Origin of the sequence: Phenylobacterium sp. (assembly GCF_024508875.1) — a bacterium.
Classification (GTDB): Bacteria; Pseudomonadota; Alphaproteobacteria; order Caulobacterales; family Caulobacteraceae; genus Phenylobacterium.
Genome location: NZ_JANINU010000355.1, coordinates 13,058 through 34,159, shown reverse-complemented (window position 1 = coordinate 34,159; position 21,102 = coordinate 13,058). Strand labels below are relative to the sequence as shown.

Here is a 21,102-nt window from a genome sequence, read left to right as displayed (position 1 = left end):
GCCCTACTCGCGCCCGCGCCGGACGATCATCAGCATCTGGCTGCGCTCCTCGGCCTCGACGGCGGCGTCGAAGCTGGGCTGCTCGAGCGACGCGTCCATCGCACGCTTCGACAGGCGCAGGGCGTCGGGGGCCGCTTTCAGCATGTCGCGCGCCATGGCCAGGCCTGCCTCGTCCAACCCATCCTCGGCCGTCACCGCAGACACGAGCCCCGCTTCCAGGGCGGCCTGGGCCAGCAGCGGCCGCCCGGCCATCAGCACCTCGCGGGCCTTCGAGATGCCGATCATACGCTGCAGACGCCAGCTCACGCCCAGTTCGGTGCCCGACAGGCCGATGGCGGTGAACGCCGAGTGGAACGCCGCGCTCTCGCTGGCGAGGATGATGTCGCAGTTCAGCGCGATGGCGAGACCCCCGCCGGCCGCAGCCCCCCGCACAGTCGCCACCAGCGGCTGAGGGCACACCCGCATGGCTCGCATCAGGTCGCGCAGCACCCAGTCTCCTCTGGGTCCATCCTGCAGCGCCTCGGGGGTGCCCATGGCCTTCAGGTCGGCGCCGGCGCTGAACGCCCGGCCGGCCCCGCGCACGATCACCACCCGGACATCGCGATTGCGGCGAAGTCCTTCGAAATAGGCCAGCAGAGCCTCGGCCATCGGCTGGTTGATCGCGTTCAATCGATCGGGCCGGTTCATCGTCAGCCGCTGGGCGCCGCCCTCCAGATCCTCGACCGTCAGGATATCGCTCATGCCGTCCTCCGAATGCGTTGAGCGCGACTATGCCCCGGCCGGCGCCTGCCTTCGCGTCACCCGTATGCTGCGGCAAACACAGCATGTCGCGAAACGACATTCGAACTGTCACACACCCTTAAACGACACAGGTCATTTCCACGCTCGCCCGGAGAATAGCGAAAAGACATCGGGCCGTATTCGAACAACGCGTTGCTTCGGCGCTGAGGAATCGGGGGATTTCCGCCAAGCGTCGGGCCCGCATGTCCTGGAGCGGCGAGAGATGTACTTGGAACCCAGCGCGACACCGCCCGCCCATGTGGCGCCTGCCGCGGAGACTGCTTCCAGCCAAGTCGCGGCGACTGTCCCGTTGCACCCAAACTCTGCGGCGTCGCCCCAGACCGCCGAGATCAGCGTGCTCACCTACAACGTCCGCGGCCTGCCCTGGCCCATCGCCCTCGGCCGCGGCGCGGCGCTCCGGGAGATCGGGCGCGAACTGGCCGAACTGCGGCGCGAGGGACGCCAGCCCGACGTGGTGCTGATTCAGGAGGGCTTCCGCGACGAGGTCGCACAGCTCTTCGCGGCCAGCGGCTACCGCTACTGGGCCCAGGGCCCCGGCCGGGCGGAGCGTACCCGGTTCGAAGGCGCGGTGCTCGGCGCCCGCGACGCCTTCCGAGGCGAGGGCGTCGGTAAGCTGATGGGCGGGGGGCTGCACGTGTTCAGCGACGCGCCCATCCTCGATGTGCGAAGCGCCGCCTACAACAATTGCGCCGGCTTCGACTGCCTGGCCAACAAGGGCGCGATGCTGGTCCGGCTGGCCCCCGAGGGCGTGCCCACCACGATCGACGTGGTCAACACGCACATGAACTCGCGCAAGGCCTCGATGGCGCCGCGCTCGCGCACGCTGCCCGCCCACAACGGCCAGGTTCGGGAACTGAACGCCTTCCTGGAGGAAAATCGTGCGCCCGGCGCGCCGCTGCTGCTGGGCGGCGACTTCAACATCCGCAACTCGCCGGCGCGCTACTACTACGACGCGCTGGAGCGACCCTACACGGTGGTGGGCGAGTTCTGCAGCCAGCCCGGCTCGGGCTGCGGCGACGGAGCGGGAGACGCCGCCTCCGAACCCTGGCTGCGCACCCAGGACCTGCAGGCGTTCAGCCAGGGCGCGGTCCGCGTCGAGCCGGTCCGCAGTCAGGCGATCTTCACCACCGTCGGCGCGCGCCGCCCCCTGTCCGACCACGACGGCTACCTGGTGCGATACAGGCTGTCCTGGAACGCCGCGTCCCTGGCGGCGTGGCGGCCCGACCCGTCAATCGAGATGAAGCCCCACAAGCTGGGCGTCCGGATCTCCTGGCGCCGCTGAGGCGCCTTAAGCGTCGAGCGGCCGCAGCGCATGGGCCACGTGGAACGCGCCCGAGTGTGACAGCACGATCCAGTCGCCGCTGTGAGCGACGACCATGCCTTCGGGCGTGCGGACCTGGACGGCCGAGGCTTCGGCCACGGACCGGGCGTCCTCGCCCAGCCACTGCCAAAGCACCGACCAGTTCTTCTTGTCGTGCGCCGGGGGGACCCGGAGCGCGGCGCCGTGGTCGAACGGAGGATGCAGCTGGATGACGCGCATGGCCTTGGTGAATCGAAACTCCAACGACCCGCAGTTCGGCGGTGCTTCGGTTACCAAGACCTTGATCGCGCGTTGATCGCCTGGGGCGAGTTGGTTGCACGACACTCTCCTCAGGGCTGAAAAAGCTTTGCAGTTCCGGAACAAAGGATTTTTAGTCGCAACTTGAACTTGCGGCGTCGGACGGGGACACCGCGTTACAAGAGGACTCTAGGGAAATGGCCGAGGTTTCGACCAAGGCGCCTGACCCGATGGACATCGCGCTCGGGGCCGCGGTGCGCATCCGGCGCAGGACGATCGGGATGTCGCAGGAGGCGCTCGCCGAGCAGTGCGGCGTCAGCTTCCAGCAGATTCAGAAATACGAGAACGGCGCGAACCGCATCTCGTTTTCGCGCCTGGTTCAGATCGCCCGCGCGCTGCGTTGCCGGGTGACCGACCTGATGGACGTCTTCGACGGCGCCGACAAGGAAACGGCCGAGGACCTGGACCTGCTGACGCGAATGCGCACCCCGGGGGCGCTGGAGCTGCTTTCCGCGTACGAGCGGCTGGCGCCGGAGGTGCGCACTTCGCTGGTCAACCTGGTCCGGACCCTGACCAGCCAGCCGGTCGAGACGACCGAAGAGGCGCGCGCGAAGGTTCCGGTCTGAGGACGCGCTAGAGGCCTTCCCAGTCAGGATCAGCCATCCCGCCTGACAAGAAGGCCTCCACGCTCTATCCGCCCAGCGCCTTGTCGATCAGGGCCCGCGCCTCGGCGCCGGACCAGTCGGCCTCGCCCGCCACCCGCGCGACCTCCAGGCCGTCCTTGCCGTAGATCACCGTCGTCGGCGCGCCCGGCGCCGGCGGCGACAGCTTGAACGGAAGCTTCATCTCCCGGTCGTGGTAGAACTTCAGCGGCGCATGCTGGGCGATGAACAGCCGCGCCTTGGACGCCGAGGTTTCGGAATCGATGCTGACGGTCACCACTTCCACCGGCTTGTCGGCATAGGCCGCCTGCAGTTTGGCCAGCGTCGGCATCTCGGTCACGCAGGGCCCGCACCAGGTGGCCCAGATGTTCATGACCACCACCTTGCCCTTCAGATCGGCGATCTTCATCGCCTTTCCGGCCCCGTCGTAGAACGTGTAGTCCGGCGGCGGCGTGGGCTGGGCCGGGGTCGTCAGCTTGCTCGCCAGCGACGCGATGGGCGCGGGAGCTCCGGTCTTCGGTCCGGTGGCCGGAGTCGGCGTGGTGGAAGCGGAAGCGATGATGTAGAGAACCGCCGCGACGCCCACGAGGGCGGCGCCCCAGAGGCCCCAGGTCAAGGCTCTGGCCTTGGGCTTGTCCGCCACCTTCTCGCTCTTCGGACCTTCGCTCATATGACCGACTCTTCCTCCGCATCGCCCGCCCGGCCGTCCGCCCCTGGATCGTCGGGGACGGGACAGGCCATGTGGGGCGGCCGGTTCTCCGACAAGCCCGCCGAGTTGATGCAGGCGATCAACGTCTCCATCGGCTTCGACAAGCGGCTCGCGGCGCAGGACCTGGCGGGGTCTCGCGCGCACGCCGCGATGTTGCGCACCGCGGGCGTGATTACAAGCGAGGACGAGGCGGCGATCCAGGGCGGCCTGGCGGCGATCGAGGCCGAGATCGAGGCCGGGACCTTCGCATTCCGCGACGAGTACGAAGACATCCACATGAACGTTGAGGCCCGCCTGCGCGAGCTGATCGGCCCGGCAGCCGGCCGGCTGCACACGGCGCGGTCGCGCAATGACCAGGTGGCGCTCGACTTCCGCATGTGGGTTCGCGACGCCTGCGACCGGACTGCAGCCCAGATAAAGGCGCTTCAAAACGCGCTGTTGGCCAAAGCCGAGTTGCACGCCGACGCGGTCATGCCGGGCTTCACGCACCTGCAACCGGCCCAGCCGGTGACGTTCGGCCACCACCTGATGGCCTATGTGGAGATGTTCGGCCGCGACGCCGCCCGCTTCGCCGACGCACGGGCGAGGATGAACGAAAGCCCCCTGGGCGCGGCCGCCCTGGCTGGATCGCCGTTCCCGATCGACCGGCATATGACGGCCAAGGCGCTGGGCTTCGACCGACCCACGGCCAACTCGCTGGACAGCGTGGCCGACCGGGACTTCGCGCTGGAGAGCCTGGCCGCCGCCACGATCTGCGCCACGCACCTGTCGCGCCTGGCCGAGGAGATCGTGATCTGGATGACGCCGCAGTTCGGCTTCATCAGGCTGAGCGACGCGTTCACCACCGGCTCGTCGATCATGCCGCAGAAGAAGAACCCCGACGCCGCCGAGCTGATCCGGGCGAAGGTGGGCCGCCTACTGGGCTCGTTCACGCAGCTCAGCGTGGTGATGAAGGGCCTGCCGCTGACCTATTCGAAGGACATGCAGGAGGACAAGGTCCCGACCTTCGAGGCTTTCGACGCCCTGGAACTGAGCTTGCGGGCGATGGCCGGAATGGTCGCCGACCTGGAGCCGGTGCGCGAGAAGATGGCCGCTGCGGCCGGCGCCGGTTTCTCCACCGCCACGGACCTGGCCGACTGGCTCGTACGGGAGCTGAACCTGCCGTTCCGCGACGCCCACCACGTGACGGGCGCCGCCGTGAAGAAGGCCGAGGAGCTAGGCGTCGGCCTGCCCGAACTGCCGCTTTCCGAACTTCAGGCCTTGGATGGACGGATCACCTCGGCCATCTACGATGTGCTCACGCCGGAGGCCTCCGTGGCCAGCCGGAAGAGCTATGGTGGAACCGCGCCGGACCAGGTTCGTGCGCAGATCAAGCGTTGGAAGGAAGCCCTGGCATGAGCCGTCGCACCCTTGCCCTGACCGGGGCCCTGCTTCTGACGGCCTCGGCCCTCGCCGGTTGCGGCAAGGTCGGCCAGCTCGAACGTCCCGGGCCACTGTTCGGCGCGGAGCGGAACCGCACGCGCGACGCGGACGATGCGCAGCGCCAGCAGGACCCGACTCGCCCTGTCGACACCGTCGATCCGCGGGACCGTTCGACCGACCCGGCGCCGCCGCGCACCCTGCCGATCCCCGGGACCAATACGGGCCCCGGCAAGGTCGCGCCGCAAAGCGCTTTGCCCGACCCCTACGCCAATCCGCGATGAACCATTTCGAGCTGCGGGACGGCGAGCTCGCCTGTGAAGACGTTCCCCTCTCCCGCATCGCCGAGGCGGTGGGAACGCCGGTTTACGTCTATTCGTCGGCCACGCTGGAGCGGCACTTCACGGTCCTGCGCGACGCCATGGCGGCGGCGGGGATCGAGGATCCGCTGATCGCCTTCGCCGTGAAGGCGAACTCGAACGTCGCGGTCCTGCGCACCCTTGCCAACCTTGGCGCCGGCGCGGACGTGGTCTCCGAGGGCGAGGTCCGCCGCGCGCTGGCCGCCGGCGTGCCGCCCGAGCGGATCGTCTTCTCCGGCGTGGGCAAAACCGAGGGCGAGATCGCCTTCGCCGTCGAAGCCGGCGTCGCCGAGATCAACGTCGAGTCCGAACCCGAGCTGCACCTGGTCAACCGCGTGGCCCAGCAGATGGGTAAGCGCGCGACCGTCGCGATCCGGGTCAACCCCGACGTGGCGGCAGGCGGACACGCGAAGATCGCTACAGGCAAGGCTGACAACAAGTTCGGCGTCAGCTTCTCCGAGGCCGAGCGCCTCTATGCCAACGCCTCGAACATGGCCGGCGTCCGACCGGCGGGCGTGGCCTGCCACATCGGCAGCCAGATCACCGACCTGGCCCCCATGGAGGCCGCCTTCGTCAAGATGCGCGGCCTGGTCGAGCGGTTGAAAGCCGAGGGCCTCTCGGTCGAACGGCTGGACCTGGGCGGCGGCCTGGGCGTGCCCTATTTCAACCAGCCAGAGCCGCCGGCGCCGTCGGAATACGCCGCCATGATCGGACGGGTGACGAAAGGCCTGGGTGTCCAGCTCGCCTTCGAGCCCGGCCGCATGATCGCCGCCAACGCCGGCGTCCTGGTCGCCCGGGTGAACCACGTCCACGAACGGCCCGAGGGGCGCAAGTTCCTGGTCCTCGACGCCGCCATGAACGACCTGCTGCGGCCAGCCATGTACGACGCCTATCACGACATCCGGCCGGTGCGACCGCGCGAGGGCGAGCCGGTCGTCTACGATGTCGTCGGTCCAGTCTGCGAGACCGGCGACACCTTCACCCGCGACCGGATCCTGCCGCCGCTCCAGGCCGGCGACCTGGTGGCCTTCATGAGCGCTGGGGCCTACGGCGCGGCCATGGCCAGCGAATACAACTCGCGTCTGCTGGTCCCTGAGGTGCTGGTCAAGGGCGACGCGTACGCGGTCGTCCGCCCCCGCCCGACCTACGAGGATATGCTGGAGCGGGAGCGCTCGGCGCCCTGGCTCTAGGCTCGCCCTAAAGGTCCAGGTGCATGAACTGGTTGAACGGACTGGCGACGTAGTCCGAAAACGCGCCGCCCGACGCGAAGCCTCGCGCGCGGTACATGGCTAGCGCCGCCTCGAACGCCTCGCCGCGGCCGGTCTCGAGGCTCAGGCGCTTCAGGCCGCGGGCCTTCGCCGTCTCGATGATCCGTTCCAGGATCGCCGCGCCGACCCCCTGTCTCAGGTGGTCAGGATGGGTGCGCATCGACTTGATCTCGGCCGCGCCGCCGCCCAACGCCTTCAGCGCTCCGATGCCGGCGATCGCCTCGCCCCGCCAGGCGCTCCAGACGGTGACCTCAGGAACCTTCAGGCCCGACAGGTCCAGGGCGAACGAGTGCCCCGGCGGCGAGCTGTCACGCATGCCCGCCAGGTGCAGGCGCAGAAGGTCCTGGGTCTGTGCGCCCGAGAGATCGTCCTCGCGCACGACGAGGGGAGCGATAGCGACATCCATGGTCAGGTCCTCACCAGGGCGACGACGTAGGAGCACGGCAGGGTGCTCTGGTTAGCGATGACCACCGGCGCGGGCGGACCGAAGCCCAGGCAGTCGCCGGCCTGCAGCACGTGGCGCTCCGGGCCCTCGTGCACGACCAGTTCCCCCGCCGTCACCCAGATCGCCTGCCGGATGTGCGCGTAGGCCGAGGCCGGGAATTCCACTTGCCGGCCCGGAGGCAGATCGACGGTCACCATCTCCAACGGATGGTCCGATCGGTTGTAGATTTGACGGCGCGTGTAGCCCGTGTCGGGGTCGCGCCAGACCGACTGTTCCGCAGCCCGGGTCAGGCGGCCCAAGTCGCCCTCGGCGCGAAGCAGCAGGCCGGCCAGCGTCAGGTCGAACGCCGTAGCGAGCCGGACCAGGATCACCGCCGTGGGGCTGACCTCCGCGCGTTCGATCTTGCTGATCGCGGCTTTCGAAACGCCGGACCGCTCGGCCAGATCAGCGAGCGACCAGCTCCGCGCCTCGCGTTCAAGCTGGATGCGGCGCGCGATCCGCACGGAAGAATCATCCACTAAAGTATCCACTCGTCTCTTATGAGAGACGACTCGGCACGTGTCTAGTCCATGGCTCCGATGTACGGCAGGCCGCGCATTGTGCCGGCCACGTCGAGCCCGTAGCCCACCAAGAAGCGCCCTGGCGCCTCCCAGGCCACGAAGTCGGGCTCGATGACACGCTGGGTCGGCCAGGGCTTGCGGGCGAAGACCGCGGTCAGCACTTCCGTGGCGCCGGAATCGCGGACCAGGCGCGCGGCCTCCGAGAGCGACAGGCCCGTGTCGAACACGTCGTCGACCACCAGAGCCTTGCGGCCCGAGATGGGCCGCTGCAGATCGGCCCGCACCTCGCAGCGCCCGCTGGATTGCCGCTCGTCCTTGTAGGACGCCAGCCACAGCGCGTCGAAACGCACCATGCGCCCCTGGCGCGCCAACGCCCGCGTGATGTCGGCCGCGAACCAGATGCCGCCGGTGAGCAGGCACACCACCACGGTGTCGTCGTCGATGCGGGGGGCGATCCGGGCGGCGAGCGCCTCGACGCGGCTTGCGATCTCGGCTTCGGAGATCAGGACGGTCGGCGTCTCAGTGCTGCTCATGTTTCTTCAGGGCGTCCGGGGAATCTGCGGGAAGCGGCTGGGCCTCCACCGGCGCGGGCGCGGGCGGCGCGGCTCCCTCGGCGTGCGCCGCGGGCTCGCCATGCGTCTCGGGCGCGGCCTTCCCCTTGGAGGCGGGCTCGAAGGCGATGTCCAGTTCGCGTACACCGGCGGGCGGATCCGGCAGGGTGACCGCGAAGTAGCGGGTGGCGCCGGGCGGGATCTTGGCGTTGAGCGGCTGGGCCACCATGCCGCCGACCGCCTTGCCGTTGCGATCCAGCAGGCTGATGCGCATCGGCGGCGCCTCGGTCGGCGACTTGTTGACGTTGCGAATACTGCCGGTCACCGACAGCACCGGCCGCCCGGCCTGGAAGGCCGGCTGCGACTTGGCTTCGATCACCAGGCCCAGGGTGTTCACCGGCAGGCCGATCGCCGCGAAGATCGGCGCCGTCGCGGGCGCGATCCCCACGACCTGCTGGCGGAAGATCACCGCCGCGCCCAGGGCCGCCGTCACCACCGCCAGCGCCGTCAGTCCCGCGACCAGCGCCGGCGAGGCCTTCTTCTCGGGCGCGGGCTTGCGGCTCGGCGTGGCCGGCGCGGCCACAAAGTCGATATCCTCCTCGGTCGGAGGCTGGGGCTCGCGCGGCCCCTCGACCAGCATCTCCTCCTCGGGCGGCTCACGCTCGGCGAGCGACCGGTCCTGGAAGGCGCGCCAGCGGTTCCCGCAGGTCGTGCACTTGACCATTCGGCCGCCCCGCGGGATGCGCAGGTCGTCGACGAAATAGCTGGTGGCGCACTCTGGACAGGTCAGTATCATGCGGTCGAATCGGACGCTCCAGCACCCTCACTCCGAGGTCGCCGATTTCGGCCTCCATGTCCAGAAACGCCCATGACGCCGCCGGTTGATACATCGGCCGACGAGATCCTCCGTTTCGCCGGCGTGTCCATGCGCTACGGCCGTGGACCCGAGGTGCTGAGCGACGTTTCGCTGAGCCTGCCGCGCGGATCGTTTCATTTCGTCACAGGGCCGTCCGGCGCGGGAAAAAGCTCGCTGCTGAAGCTGATCTACCTCGCGGCCCGGCCGTCGTCGGGCTCGGTGCGCCTGTTCGGCGAGGACATCGCCGCCACCCCGACCCGCGAGCTCCCGCGCATCCGCCGGCGGATCGGCGTGGTGTTTCAGGACCTGCTGCTGCTGGATCACCTGTCGGCCTTCGACAATACCGCCCTGCCCCTGCGCATCGCCGGCCACAAGCCGGCCGAATACCGCGGCGACGTGGCCGAACTGCTCACCTGGGTCGGCCTGGGCCAGCGGATGAACGCGCTGCCACCCACCCTTGCCGGTGGCGAGAAGCAGCGGCTGGCCATCGCGCGCGCCGTGGTCAACCGCCCCGAGATTCTGCTGGCGGACGAGCCTACCGGCAACGTCGACCACGAGATGGCCCTGCGCATCTACCGCCTGTTCGTCGAGCTGAACCGGCTTGGGACCACAGTGATCATCGCCACCCACGACCAGGACCTGGTCGCGCGCTCGGCCCGCCCGGTGCTGCACCTCGAGAAGGGCCGCCTGCGCCCGCTGCCGCCCCAGGGCCCGCTGGCGGAGCCGGGCGAATGAGCGAGCCGTTCGATCCCTCGCGCTGGCGACCGGCCTCCTTCCTGCCCGAGGAAGACGCTCGTGACCCTGCCCTTCTGTTCGTGGTGGCCGTTCTCTGCTTCCTGGCCTGCCTGACGGGTCTCGGCGTGATCGCCGGCACGCGCGCGGCCCATGGCTGGGCCAGCCAGCTCACGGGCGAGGCCACGGTCATCGTGCGCGCCCGCGGGGGCGAGACCCCGGACGCCGCCGCCGCCCGCGCCGCCGAGGCCCTCGCCGGCGTGCCCGGCGTCACCGAGGCGCGCGCCCTGGAGAAGGAAAAGGCCTACGCGCTGATCAAGCCTTGGCTGGGCGATGTGGCCGATCTCGACGACCTGCCCGTGCCGCGGCTCGTGGCCGTGGGCCTGGACGCCAAGCGGCCGGCGACCGCTGCGACGCTGAGCGCGGCGCTGAAAGGCCAGGGCCTCGACGCCGTCGTCGACGACCACAGCGTCTGGATCGAGGACATCCGCCATGCGGCCGGCGTGGTGAGCTGGACCGCGGCGACGCTGCTGCTGCTGATCGCCGGGGCGGCGGGGGCCGTGGTGGCCTACGCGACGCGGGCCGGCCTGGCGGCGCGTCGCGACGTGGTCGAGGTGCTGCACCTGACCGGCGCCGAGGACAGCCAGATCTCGAATCTCTTCGAACTGCGGTTCGCCCGCATCGCCGCGGTGGCCGGCGCCGCCGGGGCGGCGGGGGCGGCCGCGCTGGGAGGCGTCCTGCGGGTGATTGGCGGAGGCCAGGGGATCACGCCCGCGCTGCCCATCGCGTGGATCGACCTGCTGGCCGTCCTGCCGTGCCCGCTGCTGGCCGCGCTGGTGGCGGCGCTCGCCGCGCGCGTGACGGCTCGGGGCCTGATACAGAAACTCTGATGAAGTCGATCGCCGCCTTCCTGGTCGTGGCGCTGATCTGGTTCTCGGGCCTCCTGGCCTACGCGAGCCGCGTCCAGCACCAGACACCCGCCCGCGCGCCCACCCCGGCCCAGGGGATCGTCGCCTTGACCGGAGCCGGCTCGAACGAGCGGCTGGCGGCGGCCATGGGATTGCTGGAAGACGGCTACGGTCGGCGCGTGCTCGTCTCTGGCGTCAACCGCAAGGCGAGCCGCGAGGACATCCGCAACGTCTCGCGCGCCGTCCGGCGGCTCTACGACTGCTGTGTCGACCTCGGCTTCACCGCCGCCGACACCGTGGGCAATGCCCGCGAGACCCTCGCCTGGGCCCAGGCCATGCGATACCGCCGACTGATCATCATCACAGCCGACTATCACATGCCGCGCGCCATGCTGGAGCTGAACGCCGTGCTGCGCGACACCGGCATCACGGCCCAGACCTACGCCGTCCCCACGGCCGCGCTCAAGGACCGCCGCTGGTGGCGCAATCCGCGAGCCGCCCGGTTGATGGTGGTGGAGTATTGCAAGTATCTGGCGATCCTCGGCCGCGAGGCGGTGCTGGGGCTCGGCCCCCGCGACGCTCCCGCGGCGCAGCAGAAGGCCGGCTCGTGAACGCCCTACGATCCTTCGTCTACGTGATCCTGTTCAGCCTTTGGACGGCGACGGTCGCCGTCGTCTGCACGCCGATCCTGTTCGGCCCGCGCCGCTGGTCGCACGCGATGTTCAACGTCTGGGGCAAGGGCGTGGTGGGCCTCCTGGCGCTGGTGGGCGTGCGGGTTGAGCTGCGTGGCCGCGAACATATTCCGACGGGGGCCGCGCTTGTGGCGCCCAAGCATCAGTGCATGCTGGACGTCTTCGCGCAGTTCAGTTGGCTACCCGCCAACGCCTTCGTGATGAAGAAGGAGCTGGCCTGGATCCCTTGGTTCGGGTGGTACGGGAAGAAGGCGGGGGCCATCGTCATCGACCGCGGCGCCGCCGCCAAGGCGATGCGGCAGCTCATCCGCGAGGGCAAGGAACGCTTCGCGTGGGGCGCTCAGCTCGTGATCTTCCCGGAGGGCACACGCCAGTTGATCGGCGCGCCGCCCGACTACAAACCCGGCATCGCCGCGCTGTACCGGGAGCTGGACGTGCCCGTTTACCCGGTCGCCACAAACGCCGGCGAGCACTGGTCGGCCAAGGGGCTCAAGCTCAAGCCTGGCCTGATCGTCTACGAATATCTGGAGCCCATCCCGCCGGGCCTCAAGCGCGCCGAATTCATGCGCATCCTGGAAGAGCGGATCGAGACGAAGTCCCAAGCCCTGCTGGGCAATTAAAAGGCGACTTCCGCCGCCTCCACCATCGCCAGCAGCCGCTCCATGCCGACGTCTCGCACCCGCATTTCCCGCAGGTGCTCCACGAGGTCGCGCAGGTAGTCGACGTTCTTTCCGGAAAGGCCGCTCGCCCCCGCGATCAGCTCGGCCTGGCGCTCCAGGCTGAGCGCGCCCGCCCACTGTGCGTGACGCACGTCCGACAGGAACACCAGCGACTCGGCCCGGCGTCCATCGTCGAGCCGCACGTGCCGGCGCGCCTCAATATAGGTCTCGGTCGGCTGCTCGCGCTCCAGCAGGTAGGCATAGACGTCCGCCCAGTCCGTCTCGTCGACCCGGTACGCCGCGCCCCGGCACGCCCCGCCCGGCGCCAGGCCCAGCACCAGGCCCGGCCGCTCGTAGGTCCCGCGATGGTGGACCGAATAGATGCAGAAGGCCCGGCGGCGTCCGTGTAAGGTGGCGCCTCGCCGCTCCACGAACGGGAATCCCGGCCGCCACATCAGCGAACCATAGCCGAAGATCCACCGTTCCGACGCCATACGCCCCCCCGAACCCGCACCTGCCAGCCCCCGGAATGTCTGTGCCCGATCCGTCCGCGCCCCGCAAACTCAGCCCCCTACGCATCTACATCGCCTTCGGGATCGCCCTGGTGGCGATAATCGCGTGGACGGCCGCCTGGTTCTGGGCGCGAAACGAGGCGCAGGCGCGCCTGGACGCCGGCGCCGCCGCGCTGCGCGCAGCCGGATACGAGGTCGCGTGGAAGGGTCGCGAGATCGGCGGCTATCCCTTCCGTCTGAACGTGACCCTGACGGACGCGCGCATCCGCGACCGCTCCGGCTGGGCCCTGGAGGCGCCGGAGTTGGAGGGCCAGGCGTTCATGCATGCCCCGACCACCTGGCTCCTCGCCGCGCCGCAGGGACTGACGTTCGTCCGTCCGGTCGGCGGCCCGGTGAGGGTGACCGGAAAGCTGATCCGCGCCAGCCTCAGCCACCTGACGAACACGCCGCCCAACCTCTCGTTCGAGGGGGAGGGCCTGACCTTCCAGCCCGCCGCGGGCGCCCAGCCATTTGGCCTGCAGGCGGCCGAGCGCGTGGAATTCCACCTGCGGCAGGCCCCAGCCGAGGTGGGCGACGAGGGCGGCGTCTGGCTGTCGGTGAAAAATGGGAAGGCCCAGTTGTCGGGCCTGCTGGGCAGGATCGCGGGCGAGAAGCCGATCTCAATCGAGTGGGACGGCCGGATGTCGAAGATCAGCGCCTTCCGGGGCCGGGACTGGCCGGGCGCCGTGCGCAACTGGACCGCCGCCGGCGGACAGATGAGCGTGAAGCGGGGCGGGCTGACGGCCGGCGACGCGCTGATCGGCGTAAACTCCGGCACGCTGCGGGTCGGGCCCGACGGGCGGGCCGTCGGCGTTCTGGACGTCTCGCTGCGCCAGGCGCCGCGCGCCCTGGGCGCCCTGAGCGCCACGGGGACGATCCCGCAGGATCGCGCGGATGCGGCGACGGCGGTTGCTCAGGCCCGCCAGGACGGCGACGTCGCGCGCGCTACGATCAACTTCGAAGCCGGCCAGACGACGCTGGGCCCGGTCGCCATCGCCCCTGCGCCGAAGGTGTACGAACCGAACTAGCGGCGCCATTGTTCGCGGATGGCCTCGCTCTACGACCGCTTCGTCCTTCCGAAACTGCTGAAATGCGCCTGCTCGGCCAAGCCGATGATGAAGCAGCGCGCCAAGGTCGTGCCCAAGGCCGAAGGCCATGTGCTCGAGCTCGGGATCGGGATGGGCTTGAACCTCGGCTTCTACGACGCCGACAAGGTGCAGAGCGTGACCGGCGTCGACCCCGCTCCGGAACTGCGCACGATCGCCGAGGCCGCCCCTCGCGATCCGAGGCTGACCGTGCGGGTGGACGACGGAACCGCCGAGGCTCTCCCCTTCGCGGACGGCGCATTCGACTGCGTGGTGTGCACCTTCACGCTATGTTCGGTCCACACGCCGGCGGCGGCGCTCGCGGAGGCGAAGCGGGTGCTGAAGCCGGGCGGACGCTTCCTCTATTGCGAGCACGGGCTCGCGCCCGATCCCGGCGTCGCCAAGTGGCAACGGCGTATCGAGCCGGTCTGGAAACGGCTGGCCGGCGGATGCCATCTCACGCGCCCCGTCACCAGCGCCATCCAGGCCGCCGGCTTCAGGGTCGAGCGGCAGGACAGCATGTTTGTACCGGGCACCCCACGGTTCGCCGGCTGGAACGAGTGGGGCGAGGCGACGACCTAATTCGCCTCGGTCACCGGCAGCGCGAACGCGCGGAAGCGGCTGGGCAGGCGCATGGCGGCGCGGGTCGCGTCGCGAACGCTCTGGAACTGCTGGGCGGAATGCGAAGCGTCGGTCCACGCGACCGGCGCAGCTTCGGCAAGGTACTCAAGCCCGTCCGACTTGGTCCGGGCCACGACAACGGAAGACACCATAGCAAGGTCTCCATTCGGGCCGGCGTGCCGTTTTGGCTCGCCTAACGCGTTACGCAACAAGCCGCGTGCCAGATGCAGGACGCCTCTGTGCGAGGGGGGCGCGCCGTCATCGAACCGTTGAACACTCGCGTTCTGCGCGCGAATCGGATTCGATTCGGCGACCAATCGGCGAGGGACGCGTCATGGCCCTGGTGAACTACACGGTCGACCTGATCGACGGCGCCTGGAAGGTGGGCCTGAACGGCAAGCACTTCGGCCCCTATTCGAGCCTCGACGCCGCGGTCACCGCCGCCAGCAACGCCGCGCGCAAGGCCGAGGTCCAGGGCTACGACGCCATGCTGACCATCAACACGCCAGCCGACGCCGAGACGGCGGCCCGCGACGCGGCCTGAAGCTGGATTTTCCGGGGTATCTATCGCGCGGCGAGGCCCTGGTGGCGGGGGGCGGGCTCGAACCGCCGACCTGTGGGTTATGAATCCACCGCTCTAACCAGCTGAGCTACCCAGCCAAGCCAGGGCGCTCGCCGCGCGAGGCGCGGTTTATAGGGGCACATGCGCTCCGCTTCAAGCGCTTGGGCAAAGGACGATCTGCCGTTAGGGTCGCACCCGCGATGAGCGTCCTGCACCTCCTGGGAACAGCCGGCGAAGGCGGCGCTGAGACCTATTTCGTCGACCTCGTGGAGGCGCTGCAGCGGGCAGGCATGTCCCAGGCCGCCGCCGTCCGACGCAACGCCGGACGGGAGGCCCGGTTGAGGCGGGCGGGCGTCCCCTGCAAGGTGCTGAGGTTCGGCGGCCCCCTCGACATCCTTACCCGGCCCGCGGCGGCGGGCTTCGCAGCTCTGCAACGCACGAAGGTGGCCGTGGCGTGGATGAACCGGGCGGCGCGACATACGCCGCGCGGGCCGTGGGCGCGGATCGGTCGGCTCGGCGGCTACTACAGCCTCAAGTATTACAAGGGCTTCGACCACCTGGTGGCCAACACCGAGGACATCGCCGAGTGGATCGTGGACCAAGGCTGGCCGGCAGGCCGGGTGACCTGCATCCCCAACTTCGCCGCCGCCCCGCCCGACGCCGCGCCCGTCGATCGCGCCAGCCTCGGCACGCCCGAGGAGGCTCCGCTCCTCCTCGCCATGGGCCGGTTGCATGAGAACAAGGCCCACGATGTCGCGCTGCAGGCGCTGGCCGAACTGCCCGACGCCTGGCTCTGGATCGCCGGCGCCGGCCCACTGGAGGCCAAGCTGAAAGGCATGGCCGAGGCGCTGGGCGTGGCGGGCCGGGTTAGGTTCCTCGGCTGGCGCACCGACGCCTCCGCGCTCTACCGAAGCGCCGACGTCTGCGTCTTCCCCTCGCGATACGAACCGTTGGGCAATGTGGTGATCCAAAGCTGGGCCCACGGCCTGCCGGTGGTCGCCGCCGCGAGCCAGGGGCCCAAGGCTTTGATCGAGGACGGCGATGATGGCCTGCTGATCCCGGTCGACGACGCCGGGGCGCTAGCCCTGGCCGTCCGGCAATTGCTGGACGAGCCCATGCTGCGCGCAAGGCTCGCAGCCGCAGGCGCCGCCCGGGTGGAGGCGGAGTTCTCGGAGGCCGCCGTCGTGGCCCAGTGGAAGGCGCTGTTCGCCGACTACGGGGCCGCCTGATGTGCGGCATCGCCGGCCAGCTCGGCGGGGCGGACAACGCCTCGGCCGAACGGATGATCCACGCCCTGGGCCATCGCGGGCCGAACGGCGTGCGGACCGAGGCGGCTGCCGGCGCCCGCCTCGCACACGCGCGCCTCTCGATCATCGACCTCGACGGCGGCTGGCAGCCTCTGCATGCGGCCGGCGGGACCGTGATCGGCAATGGCGAGATCTACAATTACGTCGAGCTGGCGCGCGACTTCGGGCTCACCACCGCCACCGGCTCCGACTTCGAGCCGTTGCTGCACCTCTACGCCCGGGAGGGCGAGGCCGCCTTCCGTCGGTTGCGGGGCATGTACGCCTTCTGCCTGATCGGCGCAGACGGCCGCGCATGGCTCGCGCGCGACCCATTCGGGATCAAGCCGCTCTACATCATGGAGCACGCGGGCGGCCTGGCCTTCGCCTCCGAGCCGCGGGCATTCTTCGCCGCCGGCCTAGTGCAGCGCGCCTTGGACGAAGGCGCGGCGCGCGAGCTCGTCGAGCTCAACTATGTGCTGGGCGAGCGGAGCCCGTTCCAGGGCCTGCGCCGCCTCGCCCCCGGCGAGGTGATGGAGGTCCGCGACGGACGGATCGTGAGCGGCAAGCGCAGGGCGGCGCTGTCCCTCCCCCTTATGGGGAGCGGACGGGCGGGGGATACAGGTTCAAGCCCGGAGCCCGGTCGTGACTTCCCCGCCCGTCTCGCTGGCGCTCGTCACCCTCCCCCCGAAGGGGAGGGAAAATTGCTCCAGCGCCTCGACGCCGTCCTGGAGGACAGCGTGCGGGTGCATCAGCGGTCGGACGTGCCGTACGGCCTCTTCCTGTCGGGCGGTATCGACTCGGCGGCCATCGCCACGCTTATGGCGCGTCTCAACTCGCGGCCAGTCACCGCCTTCACCTGCGGCTTTGATGCGCCCGGCGCCAAGGACGAACGGGCCCAGGCCGAGAAGGTGGCGCGGGCGCTGGAGCTCGACTGGCGGGAGACGACCTTCGGCGAGGAGGACTTCTGGCGGATCCTGCCGCAGGTCGCATGGGCGCTGGACGATCCGACGGCGGACTATGCGACCCTGCCCACCTACAAGCTGGCCGAGGCGGCCAAGGGAACCCTCACCGTCGTTCTGACCGGCGAAGGTGGGGACGAGCTCTTCGGCGGCTACGGCCGCTATCGCCGCGCCCTGCGCCCCAGGCTGCTCGGCGGCCGGCCGGCCGAGCCGCGGGGCGCGACGCCCGAAGTGCTTGCGGCCTGGCGCGAGCAGGCCCGCGCGCCGCGCGGCCTCTCATCCTTGCAGGCCGCCCAGTGGGCCGACGTGGTGACCTGGCTGCCGAACGACCTGCTGCTGAAGCTGGACCGCTGCCTCATGGCCCACGGGCTGGAGGGGCGCACGCCGTTCCTGGACGCAGAGGTCGCCGCCTTCGCCTGGAGCCTGCCCGACCGCGCCAAGGTGCGCGGCGGCTACGGCAAATGGCTTTTGCGCAAATGGCTGGAACGCGCCTGTCCCGCCGCCGAACCCTGGGCGAAGAAGCAGGGCTTCACCGTTCCGGTCGAAGCCTGGATCGCACCTCGCGCCACGCAGATCGGCGAGCGCCTGGGGCGCATCGAGGCCGTGCGGAGGCTGGGCGGTCCGCCGAGGGACGAGGGAACCCTCTGGCCCTGGCTGTTCTTCGGCGTGTGGGCGCTGATCCACCTGGAGGGCGCATCGCCGGCAGACGCGCTGGCCGCCGCGACGGGAATTTGAAGATGGGGATGTGGATGAAGTCTTTCCTGCTGACCGCCGGCGCCGCCGTCCTGCTCGCCGCCTGCGGCGGGCCGCCCGGCCAGGCCCAGACGAACCCAGCGCAACAGGCGGGCGCGCCGGTCGAAACCCGCCCGCCCAACGGCAAGGACCAGAAGCCCGCCTTCGCCGGCCAGACGCGCGCGCCCGAGATGAAGGCGAACGTGGCCGTCGACGTGACCGACTACGTGACAGGTCTGCAGCGCCCGTGGGGGCTGGCCTTCACCCCGGATGGCGGTCTGCTGATCACCGAGCGGCCGGGACGGTTGCGGCTGTTCAAGGACGGCAAGCTGTCCGAGCCCATCGCCGGCGTGCCCGCGGTGGACGCGCGCGACCAGGGCGGCCTGCTGGGCCTGGCCATCGACCCGCAGTTCGCGAAGAACGGGCTCGTCTATCTCGCCTATGCGGAACCGAAGGGCGACGGGACCAACAACGCCGCCGTGGCTCGCGGCCGGCTGGCCATGGAGGGCGGCGCGCCGCGGCTCGAAAGCGTGACCGTCATCTACCGTCAGACGCCGCCAATGGCCTCGACCAAGCACTTCGGCGGCCGCCTGGTCTTCGGGCGCGACGGCAAGCTGTATGTCACCGGCGGCGAGCGTTCGATCACCGAGGGCCGGATGCAGGCCCAGAACCTGGACGCCACCCTCGGCAAGATCGTCCGCATCAATGCGGATGGCTCGATCCCCAAGGACAATCCCTTCGTCGGCCGCGCGGGCGCGAAGCCGGAGATCTGGACCCTGGGCCATCGCAACGTGCTGGGCGCGGCGATCAATCCCACCACCGGCGAGCTCTGGGAAGTGGAGCACGGCACGCGCGGAGGCGACGAGCTGAACATCGTGCGCAAGGGCAAGGACTACGGTTGGCCCACCATCGCCTATGGCATCGAATACGCCGGCGGCCCGATCACGGGCGGCATCACCCAGAAGGCCGGCATGGAACAGCCGATCTACTATTGGGACCCGGTGATCGCGCCCGGCGGCATGGCGTTCTACACCTCGGACGCGGCGCCGGCCTGGAAAGGCAGCCTGTTCGTCTCGGGCCTCGGCCCCAAGTACCTGTCGCGCCTGACGCTGAAGGGCGACCGGGTCGTCGGCGAGGAGCGCCTGCTGACCGACGTCGGCGAGCGGCTGCGGGACGTGGTCCAGGGACCGGACGGCGCACTCTACCTCGCCACCGACAGCGACAAGGGCCGCGTGATCCGCGTTGCGCCGCGCAAATAGCTGCTACGCTGGCGCCGGTTCGAACCCAAGGGATGACGATGAAGTCTCTGCTGCTGGCGGCCTGCGCCGCGCTCGCGATCGGCTCGGGCGCCACGGCCCAGACGCGGCCCCCGGCGGCAATCTTCACCGACCCGCCCGCGGACGCCCTCAACCCGGCCCGGTCCGAAGTGCTGCATATCCCCTCCGGCGGCGTGCAGATCAATGGCCTGGCCTATCTCGCCGCTGGGGCCGGGCCGCATCCGACAGCGGTCATCCTCCACGGCCTACCGGGCAACGAGAAGAACCTCGACCTGGCCCAGGCGGTCCGCCGCGCCGGCTGGAACGCCATCACGTTCAACTACCGCGGCTCGTGGGGCAGCCCGGGCAGTTTCAGCTTCGCGGGCAACCTCGACGACGCGAAAGCGGTGCTGGCTTACCTCCGCGACCCCGCCACGGCGAAACGCCTTCGGATCGACCCCAGGCGGATCGTCATCATGGGCCACAGCATGGGCGGCTGGGTGACCTCGCAGGTGGCCGCCTCGGACGATGGCCTCCTGGGCGCGGCGCTGATCTCGGCGGCCGACATGGGCGACCGGGCGGGCGCGCCGAAGGCCCAGCTCGTCGCTGTGGCCGCCGACAACATGGAGGCGCTGGCCGGCGTCACCGCCGAGAGCATGGCCGACCAGATGACGACGCTGGGCGCCTACACCTTCGCCGCGGCCGCGCCGGGTTTGGCGAAGAAGCCGCTGCTGGTGCTCACATCGGACGACGGCCTCGCGCCCCAGGCCGAGAAGCTGTTCATGGACGTCAAGCAGCGGGGCGGGCGCGCGGCCATCGTTCACGCCCGCACCGATCACGGCTGGAACACCGCCCGCATCCGGCTGGAGACCGAGATCCTCAACTGGCTGGCGACGCTGCCGAAGTAGTCAGGCCGGCTGGGGCGCCTTGCCGTACTGGCGGCCCAGCTTCGTCACGACCGCCTCGAACTCCTCAACCGTGTCGCGGATGATGTCGGCCACCGGCCGCACGCTGTCGATCCGCCCGGCCACCTGGCCCGTCAGCGCGATCGCGGCCTCCATGTCCCCGCCGAAGTAGAGCGACAGGGCGTTCGCCATCTCGGCCATGATGTTCGGCGGCGGCTCCAGCTCGAAGCGGCTGGTCTTCTCCGTGCGCAGCGCCCGCAGCGCCGGCCCCGGCCCGTGGCGGTTCAGGAAGACGGTGTCCGTTTCCTTGGCGCCCACGATCATGTCCTTCCAGTTCTGGTGCACCGGGCTCTCCGCCGCGGAAACCATCCGCGTGCCCATCTGCACGCCCTCGGCCCCCAGGGCGAAGGCCGCCGCCATCGAGCGGCCGTCGGTGATGCCCCCCGCCGCGATCACCGGGAGGTCTGTCTTCGAGCAGACCAGCGGCAGCAGCACCATGGTCGCCACCTCGCGGCTATTCTTGAAGCCGCCGCCCTCGCCGCCTTCCACGACCAGGCCATCAACGCCCGCCGCGATCGCCTTCTCCGCCGCCGACAGCGACGGCACGACGTGGAACACTGTCAGCCCCTTGCTCTTGAGCGCGTCGCAATACTTGTTCGGGTCGCCGGCCGAGGTGGTGACGAACCGCACGCCCTGGTCCGCGACGAAGCTCACGATGTCCGGGTCGCGCACGAAGGCCTGGGCCACGTTGATCCCCCAGGGCTTGTCCGTGAGGGTCTTCATCTTCGCGACCTCCTCGCGCACTTCGTCGAGTCGGCCCGAAGACGTCTCTATGATCCCGAGCGCGCCGGCGTTCGAAACCGCGCTGGCCAGTTGCGAGCGCGCGATCCACCCCATCGGCGCTTGAACGATCGGATACTCGACGCCCAGCAGGTCGGTGATGCGGTTCTTCATGGGATCCTCCGG

26 protein-coding genes and 1 tRNA gene are annotated in these 21,102 nt (G+C 70.1%); 16 read left to right on the top strand and 11 right to left on the bottom strand.

Going from position 1 to position 21,102, the window contains the following annotated elements; genetic code table 11:
* Positions 1–3 precede the first annotated feature (3 nt).
* Positions 4–741, bottom strand: coding sequence for an enoyl-CoA hydratase-related protein (locus tag Q0L11_RS24095; RefSeq protein ID WP_296600722.1), 738 nt, complete (start codon positions 739–741; stop codon positions 4–6).
* A gap of 349 nt (positions 742–1,090) precedes the next feature.
* On the opposite strand from Q0L11_RS24095, the gene Q0L11_RS24090 reads away from it, so the two are divergent.
* Positions 1,091–2,083, top strand: coding sequence for an endonuclease/exonuclease/phosphatase family protein (locus tag Q0L11_RS24090; protein WP_296600721.1), 993 nt, complete (start codon positions 1,091–1,093; stop codon positions 2,081–2,083).
* A 6-nt stretch (positions 2,084–2,089) separates the two neighbouring features.
* On the opposite strand, the gene Q0L11_RS24085 is transcribed toward Q0L11_RS24090, so the two are convergent.
* Complete coding sequence (locus Q0L11_RS24085) at positions 2,090–2,341, bottom strand: hypothetical protein (protein ID WP_296600720.1); 252 nt, start codon at positions 2,339–2,341, stop codon at positions 2,090–2,092.
* 215 nt (positions 2,342–2,556) lie between these two features.
* On the opposite strand from Q0L11_RS24085, the gene Q0L11_RS24080 reads away from it, so the two are divergent.
* Positions 2,557–2,985 carry a helix-turn-helix transcriptional regulator gene (locus tag Q0L11_RS24080; RefSeq protein WP_296600719.1) on the top strand — a complete coding sequence of 143 codons (429 nt, stop codon included), beginning with the start codon at positions 2,557–2,559 and terminating at the stop codon, positions 2,983–2,985.
* A gap of 64 nt (positions 2,986–3,049) precedes the next feature.
* On the opposite strand, the gene Q0L11_RS24075 is transcribed toward Q0L11_RS24080, so the two are convergent.
* On the bottom strand, positions 3,050–3,691 hold the full coding sequence (locus tag Q0L11_RS24075; RefSeq protein ID WP_296600718.1) for a TlpA family protein disulfide reductase: 642 nt from the start codon (positions 3,689–3,691) through the stop codon (positions 3,050–3,052).
* Here Q0L11_RS24075 and argH point away from each other — a divergent pair, their 5' ends adjacent.
* The 3 genes from argH to lysA are packed head-to-tail and all read left to right on the top strand — an operon-like array spanning position 3,692 to position 6,698.
* Positions 3,692–5,128 carry an argininosuccinate lyase gene (argH, locus tag Q0L11_RS24070; RefSeq protein WP_296600717.1) on the top strand — a complete coding sequence of 479 codons (1,437 nt, stop codon included), beginning with the start codon at positions 3,692–3,694 and terminating at the stop codon, positions 5,126–5,128.
* Positions 5,125–5,433, top strand: coding sequence for a hypothetical protein (locus Q0L11_RS24065; protein ID WP_296600716.1), 309 nt, complete (start codon positions 5,125–5,127; stop codon positions 5,431–5,433). The genes argH and Q0L11_RS24065 overlap by 4 nt, the downstream gene beginning before the upstream one ends.
* Positions 5,430–6,698 carry a diaminopimelate decarboxylase gene (gene lysA / locus Q0L11_RS24060; RefSeq protein WP_296600715.1) on the top strand — a complete coding sequence of 423 codons (1,269 nt, stop codon included), beginning with the start codon at positions 5,430–5,432 and terminating at the stop codon, positions 6,696–6,698. Before Q0L11_RS24065 ends, lysA begins: the two co-directional genes overlap by 4 nt.
* 7 nt (positions 6,699–6,705) lie before the next feature.
* Here the strand turns inward: lysA and Q0L11_RS24055 are convergent, their stop codons facing one another.
* Genes Q0L11_RS24055 through Q0L11_RS24040 form a run of 4 tightly spaced genes read right to left on the bottom strand, consistent with a single transcriptional unit; the run spans position 6,706 to position 9,128 of the window.
* A complete protein-coding gene (locus tag Q0L11_RS24055) occupies positions 6,706–7,182 on the bottom strand; it encodes a GNAT family N-acetyltransferase (protein ID WP_296600714.1) in 477 nt (158 codons plus the stop codon).
* A 2-nt stretch (positions 7,183–7,184) separates the two neighbouring features.
* Positions 7,185–7,739: an XRE family transcriptional regulator gene (locus Q0L11_RS24050; protein ID WP_296600713.1), complete on the bottom strand. Its 555-nt coding sequence runs from the start codon at positions 7,737–7,739 to the stop codon at positions 7,185–7,187.
* Positions 7,740–7,783: 44 nt separating this feature from the next.
* The gene (locus Q0L11_RS24045; protein ID WP_296600711.1) at positions 7,784–8,314 is read right to left on the bottom strand and encodes a phosphoribosyltransferase; all 531 of its coding nucleotides are present in this window, start codon (positions 8,312–8,314) and stop codon (positions 7,784–7,786) included.
* The gene (locus Q0L11_RS24040) at positions 8,301–9,128 is read right to left on the bottom strand and encodes a DUF3426 domain-containing protein (RefSeq protein ID WP_296600710.1); all 828 of its coding nucleotides are present in this window, start codon (positions 9,126–9,128) and stop codon (positions 8,301–8,303) included. Before Q0L11_RS24040 ends, Q0L11_RS24045 begins: the two co-directional genes overlap by 14 nt.
* A gap of 72 nt (positions 9,129–9,200) precedes the next feature.
* On the opposite strand from Q0L11_RS24040, the gene ftsE reads away from it, so the two are divergent.
* From ftsE to Q0L11_RS24020, 4 genes are read left to right on the top strand one after another with little or no spacing between them, the layout of a single operon-like run.
* Positions 9,201–9,923 carry a cell division ATP-binding protein FtsE gene (gene ftsE / locus Q0L11_RS24035; protein WP_296600709.1) on the top strand — a complete coding sequence of 241 codons (723 nt, stop codon included), beginning with the start codon at positions 9,201–9,203 and terminating at the stop codon, positions 9,921–9,923.
* Positions 9,920–10,810: an FtsX-like permease family protein gene (locus tag Q0L11_RS24030; RefSeq protein WP_296600708.1), complete on the top strand. Its 891-nt coding sequence runs from the start codon at positions 9,920–9,922 to the stop codon at positions 10,808–10,810. The genes ftsE and Q0L11_RS24030 overlap by 4 nt, the downstream gene beginning before the upstream one ends.
* A complete protein-coding gene (locus tag Q0L11_RS24025) occupies positions 10,810–11,439 on the top strand; it encodes a YdcF family protein (RefSeq protein WP_296600706.1) in 630 nt (209 codons plus the stop codon). Before Q0L11_RS24030 ends, Q0L11_RS24025 begins: the two co-directional genes overlap by 1 nt.
* A complete protein-coding gene (locus tag Q0L11_RS24020) occupies positions 11,436–12,140 on the top strand; it encodes a 1-acyl-sn-glycerol-3-phosphate acyltransferase (RefSeq protein WP_296600704.1) in 705 nt (234 codons plus the stop codon). The genes Q0L11_RS24025 and Q0L11_RS24020 overlap by 4 nt, the downstream gene beginning before the upstream one ends.
* Here the strand turns inward: Q0L11_RS24020 and Q0L11_RS24015 are convergent.
* Positions 12,137–12,673, bottom strand: a complete 537-nt coding sequence (locus tag Q0L11_RS24015; RefSeq protein ID WP_296600702.1) for a gamma-glutamylcyclotransferase — start codon at positions 12,671–12,673, stop codon at positions 12,137–12,139. The genes Q0L11_RS24020 and Q0L11_RS24015 overlap by 4 nt on opposite strands.
* Before the next feature lie 41 nt (positions 12,674–12,714).
* On the opposite strand from Q0L11_RS24015, the gene Q0L11_RS24010 reads away from it, so the two are divergent.
* Both Q0L11_RS24010 and Q0L11_RS24005 read left to right on the top strand, forming a co-directional pair.
* Positions 12,715–13,758, top strand: a complete 1,044-nt coding sequence (locus Q0L11_RS24010) for a DUF2125 domain-containing protein (RefSeq protein ID WP_296600700.1) — start codon at positions 12,715–12,717, stop codon at positions 13,756–13,758.
* Positions 13,759–13,776: 18 nt separating this feature from the next.
* On the top strand, positions 13,777–14,397 hold the full coding sequence (locus Q0L11_RS24005) for a class I SAM-dependent methyltransferase (protein ID WP_296600698.1): 621 nt from the start codon (positions 13,777–13,779) through the stop codon (positions 14,395–14,397).
* Here the strand turns inward: Q0L11_RS24005 and Q0L11_RS24000 are convergent.
* Positions 14,394–14,588, bottom strand: coding sequence for a hypothetical protein (locus Q0L11_RS24000; protein ID WP_296600696.1), 195 nt, complete (start codon positions 14,586–14,588; stop codon positions 14,394–14,396). The genes Q0L11_RS24005 and Q0L11_RS24000 overlap by 4 nt on opposite strands.
* 182 nt (positions 14,589–14,770) lie before the next feature.
* Here Q0L11_RS24000 and Q0L11_RS23995 point away from each other — a divergent pair, with 182 nt between their 5' ends.
* Entirely contained in the window at positions 14,771–14,980 is a 210-nt protein-coding gene (locus Q0L11_RS23995; RefSeq protein ID WP_296600695.1) for a hypothetical protein, read from the top strand.
* Between the two features lie 39 nt (positions 14,981–15,019).
* On the opposite strand, the gene Q0L11_RS23990 is transcribed toward Q0L11_RS23995, so the two are convergent.
* A tRNA-Met gene (locus Q0L11_RS23990) sits at positions 15,020–15,096 on the bottom strand.
* Between the two features lie 102 nt (positions 15,097–15,198).
* Between Q0L11_RS23990 and Q0L11_RS23985 the strand changes: the two genes are divergently transcribed.
* The 4 genes from Q0L11_RS23985 to Q0L11_RS23970 are packed head-to-tail and all read left to right on the top strand — an operon-like array spanning position 15,199 to position 20,139.
* Positions 15,199–16,227 carry a glycosyltransferase gene (locus Q0L11_RS23985; protein ID WP_296600693.1) on the top strand — a complete coding sequence of 343 codons (1,029 nt, stop codon included), beginning with the start codon at positions 15,199–15,201 and terminating at the stop codon, positions 16,225–16,227.
* A complete protein-coding gene (gene asnB / locus Q0L11_RS23980) occupies positions 16,227–17,978 on the top strand; it encodes an asparagine synthase (glutamine-hydrolyzing) (protein ID WP_296600691.1) in 1,752 nt (583 codons plus the stop codon). Before Q0L11_RS23985 ends, asnB begins: the two co-directional genes overlap by 1 nt.
* Positions 17,979–17,992: 14 nt before the next feature.
* Positions 17,993–19,234, top strand: a complete 1,242-nt coding sequence (locus tag Q0L11_RS23975; protein WP_296600689.1) for a PQQ-dependent sugar dehydrogenase — start codon at positions 17,993–17,995, stop codon at positions 19,232–19,234.
* 38 nt (positions 19,235–19,272) lie between these two features.
* Complete coding sequence (locus Q0L11_RS23970) at positions 19,273–20,139, top strand: alpha/beta fold hydrolase (protein WP_296600688.1); 867 nt, start codon at positions 19,273–19,275, stop codon at positions 20,137–20,139.
* On the opposite strand, the gene Q0L11_RS23965 is transcribed toward Q0L11_RS23970, so the two are convergent.
* Entirely contained in the window at positions 20,140–21,090 is a 951-nt protein-coding gene (locus tag Q0L11_RS23965) for a nitronate monooxygenase (protein WP_296600687.1), read from the bottom strand.
* Positions 21,091–21,102: the final 12 nt, after the last annotated feature.

Excerpts from the sequence above, each read along its gene's own strand:
- argH (WP_296600717.1), top strand. The coding sequence starts at position 3,692 with ATGACCGACTCTTCCTCCGCATCGCCCGCCCGGCCGTCCGCCCCTGGA.
- Q0L11_RS24055 (WP_296600714.1), bottom strand. The coding sequence starts at position 7,182 with ATGGATGTCGCTATCGCTCCCCTCGTCGTGCGCGAGGACGATCTCTCG.
- Q0L11_RS24045 (WP_296600711.1), bottom strand. The coding sequence starts at position 8,314 with ATGAGCAGCACTGAGACGCCGACCGTCCTGATCTCCGAAGCCGAGATC.
- Q0L11_RS24030 (WP_296600708.1), top strand. The coding sequence starts at position 9,920 with ATGAGCGAGCCGTTCGATCCCTCGCGCTGGCGACCGGCCTCCTTCCTG.
- Q0L11_RS23965 (WP_296600687.1), bottom strand. The coding sequence starts at position 21,090 with ATGAAGAACCGCATCACCGACCTGCTGGGCGTCGAGTATCCGATCGTT.
- lysA (WP_296600715.1), top strand. The coding sequence starts at position 5,430 with ATGAACCATTTCGAGCTGCGGGACGGCGAGCTCGCCTGTGAAGACGTT.
- Q0L11_RS23985 (WP_296600693.1), top strand. The coding sequence starts at position 15,199 with ATGAGCGTCCTGCACCTCCTGGGAACAGCCGGCGAAGGCGGCGCTGAG.
- Q0L11_RS24040 (WP_296600710.1), bottom strand. The coding sequence starts at position 9,128 with ATGATACTGACCTGTCCAGAGTGCGCCACCAGCTATTTCGTCGACGAC.
- Q0L11_RS23995 (WP_296600695.1), top strand. The coding sequence starts at position 14,771 with ATGGCCCTGGTGAACTACACGGTCGACCTGATCGACGGCGCCTGGAAG.
- Q0L11_RS24085 (WP_296600720.1), bottom strand. The coding sequence starts at position 2,341 with ATGCGCGTCATCCAGCTGCATCCTCCGTTCGACCACGGCGCCGCGCTC.
- Q0L11_RS24015 (WP_296600702.1), bottom strand. The coding sequence starts at position 12,673 with ATGGCGTCGGAACGGTGGATCTTCGGCTATGGTTCGCTGATGTGGCGG.
- Q0L11_RS24065 (WP_296600716.1), top strand. The coding sequence starts at position 5,125 with ATGAGCCGTCGCACCCTTGCCCTGACCGGGGCCCTGCTTCTGACGGCC.
- Q0L11_RS24080 (WP_296600719.1), top strand. The coding sequence starts at position 2,557 with ATGGCCGAGGTTTCGACCAAGGCGCCTGACCCGATGGACATCGCGCTC.
- Q0L11_RS24000 (WP_296600696.1), bottom strand. The coding sequence starts at position 14,588 with ATGGTGTCTTCCGTTGTCGTGGCCCGGACCAAGTCGGACGGGCTTGAG.
- Q0L11_RS23970 (WP_296600688.1), top strand. The coding sequence starts at position 19,273 with ATGAAGTCTCTGCTGCTGGCGGCCTGCGCCGCGCTCGCGATCGGCTCG.
- ftsE (WP_296600709.1), top strand. The coding sequence starts at position 9,201 with ATGACGCCGCCGGTTGATACATCGGCCGACGAGATCCTCCGTTTCGCC.
- Q0L11_RS24075 (WP_296600718.1), bottom strand. The coding sequence starts at position 3,691 with ATGAGCGAAGGTCCGAAGAGCGAGAAGGTGGCGGACAAGCCCAAGGCC.
- Q0L11_RS23975 (WP_296600689.1), top strand. The coding sequence starts at position 17,993 with ATGAAGTCTTTCCTGCTGACCGCCGGCGCCGCCGTCCTGCTCGCCGCC.
- Q0L11_RS24025 (WP_296600706.1), top strand. The coding sequence starts at position 10,810 with ATGAAGTCGATCGCCGCCTTCCTGGTCGTGGCGCTGATCTGGTTCTCG.
- Q0L11_RS24095 (WP_296600722.1), bottom strand. The coding sequence starts at position 741 with ATGAGCGATATCCTGACGGTCGAGGATCTGGAGGGCGGCGCCCAGCGG.
- asnB (WP_296600691.1), top strand. The coding sequence starts at position 16,227 with ATGTGCGGCATCGCCGGCCAGCTCGGCGGGGCGGACAACGCCTCGGCC.
- Q0L11_RS24005 (WP_296600698.1), top strand. The coding sequence starts at position 13,777 with ATGGCCTCGCTCTACGACCGCTTCGTCCTTCCGAAACTGCTGAAATGC.